The following is a 15,046-nucleotide window of genomic DNA, read 5'->3' as shown; positions in this document are numbered from 1 at the left end:
CATGGGCGAGAACACGGCATTCCTCGCTGAAATCACAGCCTTCGTCAATAAGGCCAAAGCGAATCAAGAAGCTGTGGTGCGCGCCGTCGGCATAAAAATACTAAACCAACTGGTGATGATGTCCCCAGTGGGCAACCCGGAGTTGTGGGAAGTTAACCAGACAGCCGTTTCCTATAATCGCGCTGTTTACGACCATAACGAGGCGCAGCGGGCAAATCCCGACAACCTGACCAAAACCGGGCGACTGAAGAAAAAAGCCCGGGTGGTGGATGGGATGGATATCAAAGCACCGCCGGGGTATACGGGCGGACGCTTTCGCGGTAACTGGCAGGTATCGTTTGATGCTCCTACAACTGATGAAACAGGGCGAATAGACAAGACCGGCGACCTGACAAAAGCAGCCGGGAACTACACGCTGTCATTGTTCAAAGTCGGGATGAAGGCCATTTATTTCTGCAACAACGTGCCCTATGCCTACCCACTTGAAATGGGGCATTCAACACAGGCGCCTGGCGGCATGGTTCGCATAACTGCCGCTGAGTTTCAACGCTTCTTTGAGGAAGCCGTAAGAGAGGTGCCCAAGTGATTCCAGATATTGCCGCGGCACTCGCCGCAAGGCTTGGTGAATGGGCTGATGCAGAAGGTATTCAGGTTGCATGGGAGAACGTGCCGTTTACACCCCCTGCTAACGAGATGTACCTGGCCGTTCACGATATGCCCGTTACGCCGCGAACAATCGATCTCGGCTTGCGCTGCCGGACTTATTCTGGCGTGTACCAGATTAATGTCGTGGCGCCAGCCGGCTCCGGCCGTACCTCCGTCGTTGCCCTGGCGGGCAGAGTGGCGGAATTGTTCCCCGAGGGGCTGGAGGTTGAGGGCAGGGATTTCACCTTCTGGATTAGCAGCGAGCCTGGCATATTCCGCGGCATCCCTACACCCGTGTCTTACACCGTTCCAGTAAGTTTCAACTACCGTGCTGATATAAGCACTTAACCCTCAACTTCTATTATTCACCCACAACCGGCTAATGGCCGGTTTTTTTATATGCGAGGTAAAAGATGGCTTTCCATCTACCAAATGGCGCAACGGTATTTGTGGCGCCAGCTTCAGGCAACCCAATTACCATCACGGATATTTCTAACGCAGCAAACGCTGTATTAACGCTCAATGGTGGAACAGTCAAAGTAGGCGATGTCGTTCTGCTGAGTTCCCCATGGACCGCACTGGATAATCTGGTAGGTAAAGTAACAGCAGTCTCCGGCTCGCAGGCAACAATTGGTGGTGTAAACACTTCAAACACCAAAATTTTCCCGACCGGCTCTGGCTCTGGATCCCTCAGGGTGGTTGAGTCTGCTGATTGGGTGCAGATCCCTCAAATCACTGAAGTAGCCGCTGCTGGTGGCGAGCAGCAGTATTATCAATTCCAGTTCCTGGAAGATGACACGCAGCGAAGCCTGCCGACGTATAAATCTGCAAAAACGCAGACTTATACGGTCGCCCACGACTCTGACCAGCCGTTCTACCCGCTTCTGAAAGAGGCCGATCTTGCTGGCGACACTATCGCTGTTTACATGTACGTGCCTAAAGCAAAAGAAACACGTTACTGGTCAGTGGTGCCGTCCTTCTCTGGTGAGCCAAACCCTGTAGTCAACCAGATTGAAACAGTCACTGTCGCGTTTGCCGTACAGTCAAAAGGCACCACATTCTACAAAGACGCAGACACCACTCCGGGCAGCTAACCATTCACTTTCCAGCCCCGAAAGGGGCTTCAAGGATTTTTATTATGGCTACAAAATTTACGTTAAACCCTAAACCAACTTTTAAACTTTCGGTGAGCATTCCACGCCCTGGTGAAGACGACGGGGTGGTTACTCTGATTGTCCGCCATAAAACCCGAAAGCAGTTGAAAGATATGGAAGATAACCTGAAGCGTGCCGCCGAACTGGTGGATGGCAGCGCCGATCAGGTAGATGCTCCCCTGAATTATCTGGCTGAAATTATTGAAAGCTGGAATATCGACAGTGAATACAACCGGGATAATCTTGCGTTGCTGCTTGAAAATTATCCCCGTGCTTTCGACTCCATTGTTTCCGCTTATACGAAAGAGTTGTACGCCGTCCGCGAAAAAAACTCATAGCGCTTGCCGAGGCGTGTTTTACGCCTGACCCCTCCGCTGAAGAATTAGCTGCATTCAGCATGACCCTGGACGATCTGGACGATGTTGAAATAGACGTCCTCCCTGATGTGTGGCCAGCATTCTGTATTTTCAGAGACATGTTTACACAATGGAGAACTGGTATCGGTGGGGTGACCGGGCTGGACTATAACGTCTTGCCCTGGATGATGAGGATTCACGGTATCGACGACGAGGCAGGCGCTTTACAGGATGTGAGAGTAATGGAGGCCGCAGCCCTCCGAACCATCCATAAAAATCAAAATCATTAACCCGGATTACCCGGGTTTTTTATACCCGGAGATACCGAATGTCTGATATCGCAACGATCTCCCTGAAAGTAAATACCAGTGAACTGGAGCGAGGGAATCAGGAGCTTGATAAATTCCAGGCAACAGCTGCGGGTGCTGCTCAAAAGGCGGATAATCTTAACAGTGTTTTTCGGGCTGGCGCTCAGTCGGGTAAGCAACAAAACCAAAGCCTGAAGGAGCAGCAGCAGGAATTACAGAACCTCCTTAACCGAATCAATCCCACCAATAAAGCATTCGAAGAGCTTGATAAGATCTACGCGCAGCTAACGCAGGCCAATAAAAAAGGTCTGCTGCCCACAGAGCAATTCCGCGATTATGGTGCGATACTGGACGACACCAGAAATAAGCTCCAACGCACGCACATGACCCTCACGGAAGAAGGACGTACGCTGCTCGAACAGGAGGCCTCAGCGAAACGTGCAGCGCAGGCGGGAGAGGCGTTCGTTGCTTCATTGCAGGAGCAGGCTTCAGCAGTAGGGAAAACTCGCGCTGAAATTCTGGAAATGAAGGCTGCTCAGTTGGGTGTAGCTGACCAGTCTGCACCGTTCATCTCAAAACTGCGGGAACAGGAGGATGCCTGGAGGCGTGGTGAAATTAGCGCTGGTCAGTACCGTAACGCAATGCGCCAGTTACCGATGCAGATCACCGACGTAGTGACCTCTCTCGCCTCAGGTATGCCGGTGTATATGGTGGCCATCCAGCAGGGGGGGCAGATCCGCGACTCCTTTGGAGGTGTTGGTAATGCGCTGAAGGCTGTTACGTCATTGATAACACCTGCGCGCATCGCTATCGGTGGACTCATTGGAACATTGGCACTGATGGGGGCTGCGGCTTTTAAATCATCCGAGCAATTCGATCGGGCGGCGTCATCAGTGTTGCTGATGGGGGGCGCAGGTTTCAAATCGCTTGAACAACTGAATTCAGTTGCAGCGAGGGTTGCATCGGAAACCGGTAATTCAGTCTCAGAAGTCACTGATACCTTGATCGACCTGAATAATCAGGGGAAAGCGAGTGGCCCTGAAATGGAGCGGATCGCAAAGGCAATGCTGGTGATGAAAGACGCCGGCATTGATACCAAAGACTCCATGGCAGACTTTGGTAAGATTCTTAAAGATCCAATTAAAGGGCTGGCGGAACTCAATGAAAAATACGGCTTCCTGACAGAAGCTGAAATGAAACATCTGATCCAGCTTAAACAGACGAAAGGAGAGCAGGCCGCGGTTACGGAGGCGGTAAGCCTTTATGCTGGCGTTATGGAGGAGCGCAGCAAAAAAGTCGTCGAAGCTACAGATAATATTGGCAGGGCATGGAAAACTGTAAAAACAACTGCATCAAACGTGTTTGAGCAGATTGGGGTAACTCTTCGCGCCTGGGCCAATCAGGTTATCGATATTTTTGAATTAGTAAAAGCATCGATTAACGACCTATTCCTCAATATCACTTCTCTGGATGCCAAATTTACCGGGACGATCGCTGGTTGGGCTGAAAAAATACCTGGTGGGGGTGCCTTAGCTAATTTCCTCGGCATGGATGTCGCGGCTATGAAAAAGGCCGGGGCTGATGCTGATAAGGAAATTGAAGCGAACAAAAAGCGCTATGACATTTTGTGGAAGCGCATCACCGCACCTAATGCGCAGGCAAATTATGAAGCTGAAGCTCGAGGTTCTGGTGTAACGGGAGACGGGGGAACCAGCAGAGAATCCCGTAGCGCAGTAAGTAAGCTTGCTGACGAATCAGAAAGAAAAGTAAGAGCTGATAGGATCAGTATTGATGCCGCAACCCGAATGCTTCAGGAGTCTCGACAACGCCTGGCGGTATTGCGTCAACAGTCAGTGCAAACGGAATCAATGACTGATGGTGAAAAACGGTTGTTGGCTTTCAATCAGCAAATTGCTGATCTCAAGGAGAAGAAACTACTCACAGCTGATGAAAAATCTATTCTTACGCACCAAAAGGAAATTCGGCTGAGCCTCGAGAAAGAGGCCAGTTTATCCCGGCAGATTGAGCATCAGAAAAAGATGAATGATCTGATGGACAGTGCACAGAAGTTGCAGCGTCAGCAAGAGGCTAAACGTGCCGAGGTTGCTTTACTCGCTACAGGGGTATCATCTCGAGATGCTCAGAGAGGGATGGAACTCGATCGTATCGAGAAAGAGTACTCTCTAAATCCTAAGGCTCAGGCGAAAGCGCTTTCTGAAATGCGCAAAACCTATAAAGCGCAGGACTCGCTTGAACAGAACTGGCGAGCTGGTGCTGTCAATGGGCTGAATGAATATCTTCAGACGGCGCAGAACGTTTATTCCTCAGTGTCGCAGGCAGCGCAAACTGCCCTCGGGGGTATTTCCGACATGATGACCAGCCTTGTTACAACAGGAACGGCATCTTTCAGACAGTTTGCGGCATCCATCCTCAAAATGATTGTTGAGATCATCAACAGATTGCTTGTGGCTTGGGCGGTACAGAAAGCCATGGGATGGATTACTGGTGATGTCAGTACCGGCAATACACCCAGCGGAGCTTATACCAATGCGGCGAGTTCTGGTGTTAGTCTTTTCGACTCTGGTGGATACACTGGTGACGGCGGAAAATTCGAGCCAAAAGGCATCGTTCACGGCGGTGAGTTTGTATTCACCAAAGAGGCAACGTCTGCATTGGGTGTAGGTAATCTTTATGCGCTGATGCGTAACGCTAAGGGCTATGCAGATGGCGGGTTCGTTGGTCGTGCTCCAATGTACGGGTTAAACAGCAGTTCTGGATCCGGTGGCGGTTCTGCACCCGTAATCAATACTGTCGTAAACGTTGACGCCAACGGGAATGCTACTGCGCAATCCAGCAGTTCTGGTGATGTTATGGGGCGTGCTCTTGCTGATGAAATGCAGAATGCAGCCGCAAGGGTTATACAGAAGCACCTTAAGCCTGGAGGCATGATCTACAACTTTAGTAAAGGCAGGTAGTGTTTACGTCATCCCCTGGTTAATATGATGATAACCATAAGAATCAGGGGATGATTGTGTTTAAAAAAATCTTTAAGAAGATCTTAAGAACCATTGGGCTATTACTGCTTCTGGTTGTGGTGATTATTATTGCAGCGCTGGTTAACAAACCTTCAGAACAAGAAAAGAAGCAAAAAGAAGCCAAGGAACTTACGGATAAAAAACTAGATGAGCTTCGCAATGCCTGTGAAGCTTACGTAAGGATGTCAGTCATTAACAAAAGCACCTTGGATATGTCAGTGTTTGGCTCGAACAGATGGCTCGGTGATGACGGTAAGTTTTACGCCACGCAGGAGTTTAGCGCCAAAAATAAATTTGGACTAGAGCAGAAATTCAGGGCCGAATGTATTGAAGACAAGGATGGGAAGACTGATTACCGGCTTGTAGAAATGAATGGAAGTTAAATCAAAATGGTCTGATAACTCTCACTCCCATGCTTTCAACCAATATTAAGCCTCGCACATGCGGGGCTTTTTTTATGGAGTAAATATGGCAGTTGAAACATATAGCTGGCGCTCTCAGCTCGGTGCTGGCGCGATTGAATATAGCCAGGCAGTTCGCGCGGCGCAGTTCGGCGATGGCTATGAGCAAGTGGCCGATAACGGTATTAACTCCACGGCTATTCAGGTCCCTATGAAGCACACGGGCAACGAGTCGGAAGTGGACAGGATTCGTGATTTTCTCCTCGCTCATACCGTGAAAGCTTTCATCATTACGCCGCCAGGCGAAGAGAAGGGGCTTTACCGCGTCGTAGCCGATTCCGTTCGTAAAACGCAGATCAGCAGCAAAGTTGCTGAGTTGACGTTCACCATCAAACGGGCTTACGGAGTGTACGCATAATGGCATTAGTCGATCAGGCGGCGATGCTGGCGCCGGGTGGCAGGGTCCGCCTGGTTGAAGTTGACGCCTCAGAGTTCAGTGGCGGGATCCACCGATTCCACTACGCACCTTTCCCCCATACACCCGAAGAGATCGATGTTGCCAATGGAGATGAACAAAAGCTCGGACCCAAGCCAATCGTCTTCGGTGGCAACACCTACGATTTTTGGCCGTTTCAGGTTTCAGGCCTGGAGCTTTCAACAGACCAGGCGGCGGAGCCCACCCTGAGCGTCTCAAACCTTGACGGCCATATCACTGCGCTGTGCCTGCAATTTAAGGACTTGGTTAACGCAAAAGTGAGCATTATCGATACCTATGCGGTCTATCTCGATGCCGTAAATTACCCTGGTGGCGTAAACCCTACAGCTGATTCATCAATGTTCACACTTCAGACCTTCTGGCTTGACACCAAAACCTCCGAAGATGATGAGGTGGTTACCTGGGCACTCAGCAGCCCAGCCGATTTGCAGAGCCTTGTGATCCCCACCCGACAAATCACATCGCTTTGTGAATGGGCGCTGCGCGGTCAGTATCGCAGCGGCGATGGATGCACCTATAACGGCACTGCGTATTTCGACGCTAAAGGGAATCAGGTATCAGATCCTGCCCTTGATGTGTGTGGCGGTTGCCTCAGTGACTGCCGTAAACGATTTGGCGCTGGCCTGGCAGACCCTGACGCGGCAATCCTCGATTTTGGTGGCTTCCCGGCAACCGTTCTCTTCACCCGATAACCGGACGTACCAATGAATAAAACCATAATGGCAGCTATCCGGGCGCATGCACTGGAGGAATCCCCGCGTGAGTGCTGTGGCTTCGTTATTCAGTCTGGCCGTCGCCAGCGCTACATTCCCGTGCCGAATACGCACGAAAATCCGACAGAGCATTTTCGCATCGACGGCGAGCACTGGGCTAACGCCGAAGATATCGGGACGATTATTCGCGTCATCCACTCCCACCCGGGTGACGGTGCCCGGCCTATTCCGTCCGATCTCGACCGCCAGCAGTGCAATAACTCCGGCGTGATCTGGGGTATTTACTCACCTGACAGCGATGAATACGCCGAGATAATGCCGGAGGCGGTGCCGCTTATCGGACGTCCGTTTATCCTGGGCTCGAATGACTGCTGGGGGCTGATTATGGAATGGCACGCCATTCAGGGCGTCACGCTGAACGATTTTCGCGTCGATTACCCGTGGTGGGAAAGCCAGTACCCGGACAATCTCTATTTCGAAAACTGGGAGCGGGAAGGATTCGTCGAGTGCGATCCGGCACCAGGCTGCATGGTCATCATGCAGGTTGATTCGGATAAGTGGAACCACGCGGGCATCATCACTGAAGAAGGTGAACTGCTCCACCACCTTTACGGCCAGCCTTCATGTATTACACCGTATGCCCGCGGCTATTTCAAAGACCGCACGATGATCTGCGTTCGTCACAAAGACCTGCCACAGGAGATTAAGCCATGGCGCGTTTAATCACCATTCGTCTGTATGGCGCCCTGGGCGCCCGGTTCGGGCGCGTGCACAAACTGGCAGTGCAGACATCTGCCGAAGCGGTAAAAGCCCTGTGCATCAATTTCGACGGGCTGGAAGACTATCTGATGAATGCCAAAAAAAACGGCATGACCTTTGCCGTGTTCCGCGGGAAAAGGAATATCGGCACTCAGGACTTCCAGGAGTTGACAGGAGACAGTGATATCCGCATTGCGCCGATTATCGAAGGTTCGAAAAAAGCCGGATTGTTTCAGACCATCCTCGGCGCCGTGATGGTGGTTGCAGGACTCGCCCTGGGTCCGGCTGGTTGGGGTGTTATTGGGGCGACTATGGCTGGTGGGCTAATTGCTGGTGGCGTCAGCTCCATGGCCGGTGGCGTCTACCAGATGCTATCTCCACAACCAAGCGGTTTGCAGATGCGCCAAGATGCTGACAATAAACCAAGTTACGCCTTTGGCGGTGCGGTTAATACCACAGCAATGGGAAACCCGGTCGCGCTTCTCTATGGCGTCCGCGAGATTGGCGGCGCCATCATCAGCGCTGGCATAGTCGCCGAAGACATCTGATAACTCCTTTCTGAATATCAAGCACCCAGTCGGGTGCTTTTTTTATGGATGTAATATGGAAGCGATCACTGGTGCAAAGGGTGGCAGCCAGAAACAGCACACACCTGTAGAACAACCTGATTCGGCGCAGTCAATGGCACGCTGCCGCATGCTGCTGGCGCTCGGGGAAGGTGAGTTTGCTGGAGGTCTGGATGCGACCAGCATTTTCCTGGACGGTACGCCGCTGGGAAACGCCGACGGAACGATGAACTTTGAAAACGTTTCCTGGGAATTTCGGCCGGGAACACAGACCCAGACACCGATTCCGGGTTTTCCCGCAGTGGAGAACGAAACTACGGTTGGCGTATCTCTGACGAAAGCCACGCCCTGGACGCGCGCGCTGAGTAACACCCAGATTGACGCTGTGCTCGTTCGCATTGGTATTCCGGGTTTGCAGCAGCAGGAAAACGACGGGGATATTGTCGGCACTACCGTAAAGTACCATATCGATCTTGCTGTAGATGGTGGTGCGTTCTCTACGGTCATGACAAGAACCGTGACAGAGAAACTCAGTTCTCTCTATGAACTGACCCATCGCATTAATCTTCCGAAAGCCAGTACAGGCTGGCAGATCCGCGTGGTACGCGACACCGACGACAGCACCAGCCAGATGTTGCAGAATAAAACGCAGGTACAGGCAATCACTGAGGTGATTGATGCGCGCCTGCGTTATCCCCATACGGCGCTGCTGTATGTGTCGTTCAACGCCAAATCGTTCAACAATATCCCGAAGGTTTCCTGTAAACCTAAGGGGCGCATTATCCGCATCCCTTCGAATTACGATCCGATAGCCAGAACCTATAGCGGCACATGGGACGGGACGTTTAAGTGGGGCTGGACGAATAACCCAGCATGGATCTGGTTCGATGTGCTCACTGAGCCGCGTTTCGGTCTTGGCCGACGCGTCACGGCGCAGATGCTGGATAAGTGGGAGCTTTACCGTATTGCCCAGCGTTGCGATCAAAAAGTACCTGACGGGAAGGGTGGTGACGGTACCGAGCCGCGCTTCATGTTTGATGTCTACATCCAGTCGCAGGCTGATGCGTGGCAGGTAATCAAAGACATCGCCGCAGGGTTCAATGGCATGACGTTCTGGGGCAACAACATGTTCAATGTTGTCTCGGACATGCCGGCAGATACGTCGAAGCTGCAAATCCTTACCCGCGCTTCGGTGGTGGGCAAACCGGTTTACTCGAGCGGCAGTGAAAAGACCCGCTACTCCAGCGCGCTGATTAACTTCAGCGACCCTGACAATCACTATCAGGACCGCACAACAGCGGTGATGTTCCCGGACCTGGTTAAGCAGTTCAAGTTTAAGCAGACGCAGATCACCGCAATCGGCTGTACGCGCGAGAGCGAAGCACAGCGCCGTGGCGGGTGGGCGGTGTATTCCAACTCACTCGACCGGATTATTACGCTACAGACCGGGCTTGATGGCTATGTCTACGTGCCGGGTACCGTGTTTGCATTTGCTGACGAACGCCTTTCGGGGCGTGTTTATGGCGGGCGTATAACCGGATATAACGCCGGGTTGAAGGCTGTGACAACCGATCGGGGAACCAGTGCCGTTGCGGGTGACGCACTGATGATCCGCACACGGGGCGGTACCGTTGAAAGCAGGGTGATCCAGGCCGTAAACGGCACGCAGCTGGTGGTCGCCACGCCTTTCACGGCAGAGCCGTTACCCAACGCTGTATTCGTCATCGATGCCGGGCAGTTGCGCCTGCAATACTTCCGCGTTACGAACCTGAGATTTGATGATGAAGAAAACACCTTCACAATCACCGGGGCCGAATATAACGCATCAAAATATGATGCGGTCGATAACAATGCCCGCCTGGACACGCCGCCAATCAGTCTGATACCAACCGGCCTCGTTAACCAGCCGACCAATATCGCGGTAGCGAGCTATGACGCAGTGCGCCAGGGGCAGCGAGTGGCTACCCTGACGGCATCCTGGGATGCGCCGGTCGACAAGAACGGCAAACCACAGGCGGATGTCATAGCCTATCGGGTGCAGTGGAAGCGCGGCGACAATGAGTGGGTTAACGTACCGGAGACCGGTCTTCGCAATATCGAAGTGCCTGGCATCTTCGAGGGGGATTATCTGGTCCGCGTACGTGCGATCAACTCTGGCGGTGCATCAAGTCTCTGGGCAACTTCTGCACTTACCCACCTGAAAGGCCGTCAGGGAGATGTGCCAAAGCCAGTAGGCTTTAAGGCGACAGATGATGTTGTCTGGAACATTGCGCTCAGCTGGGGATTCCCTGCTGATTCCGGTGACACAGAGTATACCGAGATACAGCGTTCCTCGTCTGATGACCATTCAAATCCTCAACTGCTTTCCCTGGTACCATATCCGCAGTCTAACTATCTTCATGGTCCAATGCAGGCAGGCGTTCGCCAGTGGTATCGTGCGCGACTCGTTGATCGCATTGGAAATGTCGGGGCATGGACTGACTGGATTACGGGGGTAACTAACCAGTCAGCAGCAGACCTTATTGGCGATATCGATGATGCTGTCCGCGATTCTGATGCGTTCAAGAATATATCCGAGGGCGTGGATACTAACCTCGAAGGCATTCTGCAAAACGCGCTGGCGAACAAAGGGACTGTGGATCGCCAGTTCCAACAACTGGGGCAGGTAAACGCCGAAATCCTGACTGTGAAAACAACGATCGCCACAGTTGACCAGGCGCTTGCGCAGCTCACAACCAGCGTTAAGGCTCAGTTTGGTGAAATCAATTCCCAAATCCTTCAGCAGCAGACAGCCATCAGTGACAACACAAAAGCTATCTCGTCTCTCGATACATACGTGCAGTCACAGGTTGGCAGTCTGACGGCGGCTGTCAACCAGAAGATGAACGCAGAGGTGACCAGCGACGGCACTGCCAAAGCGTCATATACGCTGAATCTGGGTATTGTCAGAAACGGGGTGAAGTACAACACCGGGTTTGGGATGTCCATTGAACCATCTGGAGGCTCATACAAATCGACAGTGGTATTTGCTGCCGATCAGTTCGGCATCTACTCAGGAAGCGATCCGGGTAACTATCAGGCTGCGTTCTTTGTTTTCAACGGTCAGGTGTTTATCCGTTCTGCATTTATTCAGGATGGGAGTATTGATAACGGTAAAATCGGTAACTACATCCGTTCGAACGATTTTCAGTCTGGAGCGAAAGGTTGGAATATTCCAAAAGACGGCTCGCCTGAATTCAACAACGGCACTTTCCGTGGCTCGCTGTATGCGTCCAGCGGTAATTTTGCCTTCAACGGGACCAATAACACGGTCGTCATCAACAACAACGGTATTACCGTCAATATCCCTGGCGGTGGCCGTATCGTCGTTGGCTCATGGTGATTTATGCCTTCAGGACTTTTAATCGATCTCAATGATGGCGGTAAGCCGATGGAAATCACCGCCGGATTACGCTGCCCCACTTATGGCGGCGCCATTTCCGGCGGTATCGGAAAAGTTAATACCGCGACGGTCGAGGGTTACGTTTCGGGTTCGAATGTTATTTTCATTCCCACTCAGACGGTAATCAGCGACGAGGGGATATTCAAGCTGGACAGCGTCACTATCTCCGGCGCGAACGTCACGCAGAACTGGAGCGGGAATTCAAACCCCGGATTTCCCAATCCGCAGCGCGTGGCGTTCTCCGGCACACTCTGGCAGATCCTGCCCGTAAGCCAGAACTCAAACGTTGGCCTTCTCGTTCAGAACAGCACCGATTTTACTGCGATCACCACGGCGTCAAGGGTCGGGTACTGCATCTACAAAGCCAGGGTAACTGTCGGTACCTCCGGCTGGGTTACTCCGACCATTGCAGGATTTGATCGCAGCAAATACCTGGTCTGCTGTAAGTGGAATAGCCCTTACACGCTGGACTATGACGGAAATCGGCTGCTGTTTCTGAATGATGGATCAAACACGGAAGACCAGCCCATGAGCGGCACCGTTGATGTGGTCATCTTCGCGGGAGGCGTTTCGCCGGTGGCCGCGAATCCCGGATTTAATATCTATAACGCCGCAGGCCAGTGCACGTTCTCAACTGCGCGGCGCCCGTTCGTTTATCTCGGCGTTAATTTTGTTCCTTCCACGACGGCGCAGACCGTTCCCGGGGGCGGATATGTGCCCGTTGGCCGCTTTGGGCTTAGGGTCCCCAGCTTCGGTGGCGGTCGCATTTATCACTACCACTATGGGCTGGTCATGCAGAACGGGACTCTCAGGGTCGGAAGGGGAGTGTATGTCGGCTGGGCAGACAGGCAGCTGGCGAACGCCGGGGTTACGCCTATTTCACTCCCGGTCATTCCCGATATGTACGTTTAACGACTTCTAACTTACTGAACCTCGCTCCGGCGGGGTTTTTTATTGCTTCAAAGGAGCAACTATGTCCGCAGGAACACTGACTCTGACAAATAATTCAGCCGCGGTAACCGGCAGCGGTACCGCCTTTACCACCGAGCTGGCCGTCGGCGATTTTCTTGTTGTGACGGTTGGTGGCATCCCTTATACGCTCGCCATCAAAACGGTGAACAGCAATACCTCCCTGACGCTGGTCAGTAACTATACCGGACCAACGCAGGGCGGCGCTGCATGGTATGCCGTGCCACGCGTTGCGATGAACCTTGTTACTGCTGCGCTGGTGGCACAAAGCGCCGAAGCTCTGCGTGGCCTGAATTATGACAAACAGAACTGGCAGCGGTTATTCAGTGCATCGGGCAATATAACCGTTACGCTCCCGGACGGTTCTTCATTCACCGGTCCGTCATGGCAATACATGGTTAATACGGTTGCCACAAAAACGAACGGAGCTGTTCCTTTGAACCAGGGCGGGACCGGATCAACAACGGCAGAAGGTGGTCGCACAAACCTCGGTTTGGGAAACAGCGCTACAAGAGACGTTGATAATCAGTTTGCCCCGGTGTCGTCGTACATCAACGGAGCCGCTGTTATGGCTCAGGTTCATCGCGATTACCGGACACTCGCTTCGTACGATCTGATTACTCAATACCCGCTGGGAATGTCTTTCGGCATTCAGCTGGGAGCGAATGCATGGGGCGGTGGAAGCGGTGCAGATGTATACACCGGCATGCTAACGCTACGTGGTTGGCATGATGCAACAGGGGGCGGCTACACGTCATGGCAGTTAGCCTCTACGTCGCAGGGCCTCAAGTATCGTCAGGGAAACGGGACTGTTTCCGGGCTAACTAACGTTGGATTTTCTACTACGCATACCCTTTATTCGACACAGAACACCACGAAATCCAGCGACGGTACGCTTAAGGCTGCATCTCCAGTTGCCCGTATTGTGAAAAGCCTGGAGGAATGTCAGCGCACTGATATCGACGAAGCAGGCTTTGTCTGGTGCGGCTGTGGTACGGCTAACGCTGAGGCGGAGGGAATAACCCTTTCCCGCCTCGATGTTGGGGTTTACGTGCTCACCGGTTCGGCAGGCCTGGCGTCTGAGGGATGGCAGTTACTGCCGCCAATGGACCCTGGCGGCATGGGGGAGCTGGGTGTTGTTGAAGCCGAGCAAACTGAAAGCGGCGGACTGACTATCCGCTTGTATAAGCAGAAATACATGCTGAGCGATGGGGGGGAGATCGTCAAAACGAAAGGGGAACCGATGGACGTGCCGGTGAACAGCTGGATCGATGTTCGTCTGGATATGCCGACGGATTCAATTTTCAAATGTTCACAGCAGCGTCTGCAAAGTGATGAAGAGAGTTAGAAAACTGTCGCGCCGCGAAGGTCGGCCAGTTCTTTTTCAATGATTTTTAACCGTTCGGCCAGCTCCTTGATGGCCTCAACATACAGGGCGCTCATAGCACTATAGTCCACGGTTTTAAGGTCGTTAATTTCCTCTCCTGCTGGCGTAGTGCCGGTCCCGCCAGAACTCACAGCAACGGGCAGAACCTGTTCCAGTTCCTGGGCGATGATGCCTGCGCTTCGTACTGACTCCGTTCCTGTGAGCTGAATGCCGAACGTGTAGCCCGTCAGGGAACATATCTTATCCAGAGCTGCGCTGACGGGCTCTTTGTCGAATTTAACCCGCTCATCTGAGGTCTGATTCATCGTAACGCAGGTGAACTTGCCATCAGCCCCAAATGCAAAAGAGTATCCGTTGGAGCCGCCGTTATCATTATTGTCAGGGCGGATCTGAATAATCCCTGTTTGGCCGGAATAAATTACTCCTCTGGACGCCCCACCTGTACCATAAAACCATACATGTGCATTTTGATTGTCAGCTGGAGCCAATACAGCGATTTTAGTTTTGCATTCCATATCAGAAGTAGTCGCAATTTTTGCAGATGCGCTGATGCTATTCTGACAGGTAATAGGGTTACGAAACTCAAAACTATCACCGATAAAAACGTATTTCCCAGCGTAAAATGTGAAGTCACCTTTCCCCATAGCACCATTAGAATTACCACCGCACAGTATGCGCGCGTCATAGTCGTTAGTGCCAAGGAAATGGAAATCCACAAAGCTTGCAGAAGAAGGTTTTTTGGCACCAATTTCGATGCTTCCAAAATTGGCTGTGTTGCTCTCTCCCAAACCGACGTTTTATAGATTGCCCTGTGG

15 protein-coding genes are annotated in these 15,046 nt (G+C 52.3%); 14 read left to right on the top strand and 1 reads right to left on the bottom strand.

Annotation, left to right across the window (positions count from 1 at the left end; translation table 11 throughout):
* Position 1 precedes the first annotated feature (1 nt).
* From E0L16_RS08925 to E0L16_RS22015, 14 genes are all read left to right on the top strand, one after another.
* Positions 2 to 586, top strand: a complete 585-nt coding sequence (locus E0L16_RS08925; RefSeq protein WP_131636755.1) for a hypothetical protein — start codon at positions 2 to 4, stop codon at positions 584 to 586.
* Complete coding sequence (locus E0L16_RS08920) at positions 583 to 993, top strand: phage tail terminator-like protein (RefSeq protein ID WP_032665998.1); 411 nt, start codon at positions 583 to 585, stop codon at positions 991 to 993. The genes E0L16_RS08925 and E0L16_RS08920 overlap by 4 nt, the downstream gene beginning before the upstream one ends.
* A 65-nt stretch (positions 994 to 1,058) precedes the next feature.
* Entirely contained in the window at positions 1,059 to 1,739 is a 681-nt protein-coding gene (locus E0L16_RS08915) for a phage tail protein (RefSeq protein ID WP_032666000.1), read from the top strand.
* Between the two features lie 44 nt (positions 1,740 to 1,783).
* On the top strand, positions 1,784 to 2,137 hold the full coding sequence (locus tag E0L16_RS08910) for a phage tail assembly chaperone (protein WP_131636754.1): 354 nt from the start codon (positions 1,784 to 1,786) through the stop codon (positions 2,135 to 2,137).
* Between the two features lie 59 nt (positions 2,138 to 2,196).
* Positions 2,197 to 2,445, top strand: a complete 249-nt coding sequence (locus tag E0L16_RS08905; RefSeq protein WP_060460419.1) for a DUF1799 domain-containing protein — start codon at positions 2,197 to 2,199, stop codon at positions 2,443 to 2,445.
* 38 nt (positions 2,446 to 2,483) lie between these two features.
* Complete coding sequence (locus E0L16_RS08900) at positions 2,484 to 5,438, top strand: phage tail tape measure protein (protein WP_131636753.1); 2,955 nt, start codon at positions 2,484 to 2,486, stop codon at positions 5,436 to 5,438.
* 56 nt (positions 5,439 to 5,494) lie between these two features.
* On the top strand, positions 5,495 to 5,881 hold the full coding sequence (locus E0L16_RS08895; RefSeq protein ID WP_131636752.1) for a hypothetical protein: 387 nt from the start codon (positions 5,495 to 5,497) through the stop codon (positions 5,879 to 5,881).
* Positions 5,882 to 5,966: 85 nt separating this feature from the next.
* A complete protein-coding gene (locus E0L16_RS08890; RefSeq protein WP_022651622.1) occupies positions 5,967 to 6,317 on the top strand; it encodes a phage tail protein in 351 nt (116 codons plus the stop codon).
* Positions 6,317 to 7,087: a phage minor tail protein L gene (locus E0L16_RS08885; protein ID WP_165498404.1), complete on the top strand. Its 771-nt coding sequence runs from the start codon at positions 6,317 to 6,319 to the stop codon at positions 7,085 to 7,087. The genes E0L16_RS08890 and E0L16_RS08885 overlap by 1 nt, the downstream gene beginning before the upstream one ends.
* 12 nt (positions 7,088 to 7,099) lie before the next feature.
* The gene (locus tag E0L16_RS08880) at positions 7,100 to 7,831 is read left to right on the top strand and encodes a C40 family peptidase (RefSeq protein ID WP_131636750.1); all 732 of its coding nucleotides are present in this window, start codon (positions 7,100 to 7,102) and stop codon (positions 7,829 to 7,831) included.
* Complete coding sequence (locus tag E0L16_RS08875) at positions 7,819 to 8,415, top strand: tail assembly protein (protein WP_131636749.1); 597 nt, start codon at positions 7,819 to 7,821, stop codon at positions 8,413 to 8,415. Before E0L16_RS08880 ends, E0L16_RS08875 begins: the two co-directional genes overlap by 13 nt.
* Positions 8,416 to 8,548: 133 nt before the next feature.
* On the top strand, positions 8,549 to 11,815 hold the full coding sequence (locus tag E0L16_RS08870; protein ID WP_345788983.1) for a TipJ family phage tail tip protein: 3,267 nt from the start codon (positions 8,549 to 8,551) through the stop codon (positions 11,813 to 11,815).
* 3 nt (positions 11,816 to 11,818) lie between these two features.
* Positions 11,819 to 12,787: a DUF6453 family protein gene (locus E0L16_RS08865; protein WP_131636747.1), complete on the top strand. Its 969-nt coding sequence runs from the start codon at positions 11,819 to 11,821 to the stop codon at positions 12,785 to 12,787.
* Positions 12,788 to 12,848: 61 nt separating this feature from the next.
* Positions 12,849 to 14,192 carry a phage tail fiber protein gene (locus E0L16_RS22015; RefSeq protein WP_165498403.1) on the top strand — a complete coding sequence of 448 codons (1,344 nt, stop codon included), beginning with the start codon at positions 12,849 to 12,851 and terminating at the stop codon, positions 14,190 to 14,192.
* On the opposite strand, the gene E0L16_RS08855 is transcribed toward E0L16_RS22015, so the two are convergent.
* Positions 14,189 to 15,019 carry a tail fiber domain-containing protein gene (locus tag E0L16_RS08855; RefSeq protein WP_131636745.1) on the bottom strand — a complete coding sequence of 277 codons (831 nt, stop codon included), beginning with the start codon at positions 15,017 to 15,019 and terminating at the stop codon, positions 14,189 to 14,191. The two genes, E0L16_RS22015 and E0L16_RS08855, sit on opposite strands and share 4 nt — an antisense overlap.
* Between the last annotated feature and the right edge of the window lie 27 nt (positions 15,020 to 15,046).

The sequence above is a fragment of the Enterobacter quasihormaechei genome (genome assembly GCF_004331385.1).
GTDB classification, from domain to species: Bacteria; Pseudomonadota; Gammaproteobacteria; order Enterobacterales; family Enterobacteriaceae; genus Enterobacter; species Enterobacter quasihormaechei.
Note: the sequence above shows the minus strand (reverse complement) of the source record. Positions and strands in the feature narration are given on the sequence as shown.

Coding starts and splice junctions, on each gene's coding strand:
- E0L16_RS22015 (WP_165498403.1), top strand. CDS start 12,849: ATGTCCGCAGGAACACTGACTCTGACAAATAATTCAGCCGCGGTAACC.
- E0L16_RS08905 (WP_060460419.1), top strand. CDS start 2,197: ATGACCCTGGACGATCTGGACGATGTTGAAATAGACGTCCTCCCTGAT.
- E0L16_RS08880 (WP_131636750.1), top strand. CDS start 7,100: ATGAATAAAACCATAATGGCAGCTATCCGGGCGCATGCACTGGAGGAA.
- E0L16_RS08910 (WP_131636754.1), top strand. CDS start 1,784: ATGGCTACAAAATTTACGTTAAACCCTAAACCAACTTTTAAACTTTCG.
- E0L16_RS08915 (WP_032666000.1), top strand. CDS start 1,059: ATGGCTTTCCATCTACCAAATGGCGCAACGGTATTTGTGGCGCCAGCT.
- E0L16_RS08885 (WP_165498404.1), top strand. CDS start 6,317: ATGGCATTAGTCGATCAGGCGGCGATGCTGGCGCCGGGTGGCAGGGTC.
- E0L16_RS08870 (WP_345788983.1), top strand. CDS start 8,549: ATGGCACGCTGCCGCATGCTGCTGGCGCTCGGGGAAGGTGAGTTTGCT.
- E0L16_RS08890 (WP_022651622.1), top strand. CDS start 5,967: ATGGCAGTTGAAACATATAGCTGGCGCTCTCAGCTCGGTGCTGGCGCG.
- E0L16_RS08865 (WP_131636747.1), top strand. CDS start 11,819: ATGCCTTCAGGACTTTTAATCGATCTCAATGATGGCGGTAAGCCGATG.
- E0L16_RS08925 (WP_131636755.1), top strand. CDS start 2: ATGGGCGAGAACACGGCATTCCTCGCTGAAATCACAGCCTTCGTCAAT.
- E0L16_RS08875 (WP_131636749.1), top strand. CDS start 7,819: ATGGCGCGTTTAATCACCATTCGTCTGTATGGCGCCCTGGGCGCCCGG.
- E0L16_RS08900 (WP_131636753.1), top strand. CDS start 2,484: ATGTCTGATATCGCAACGATCTCCCTGAAAGTAAATACCAGTGAACTG.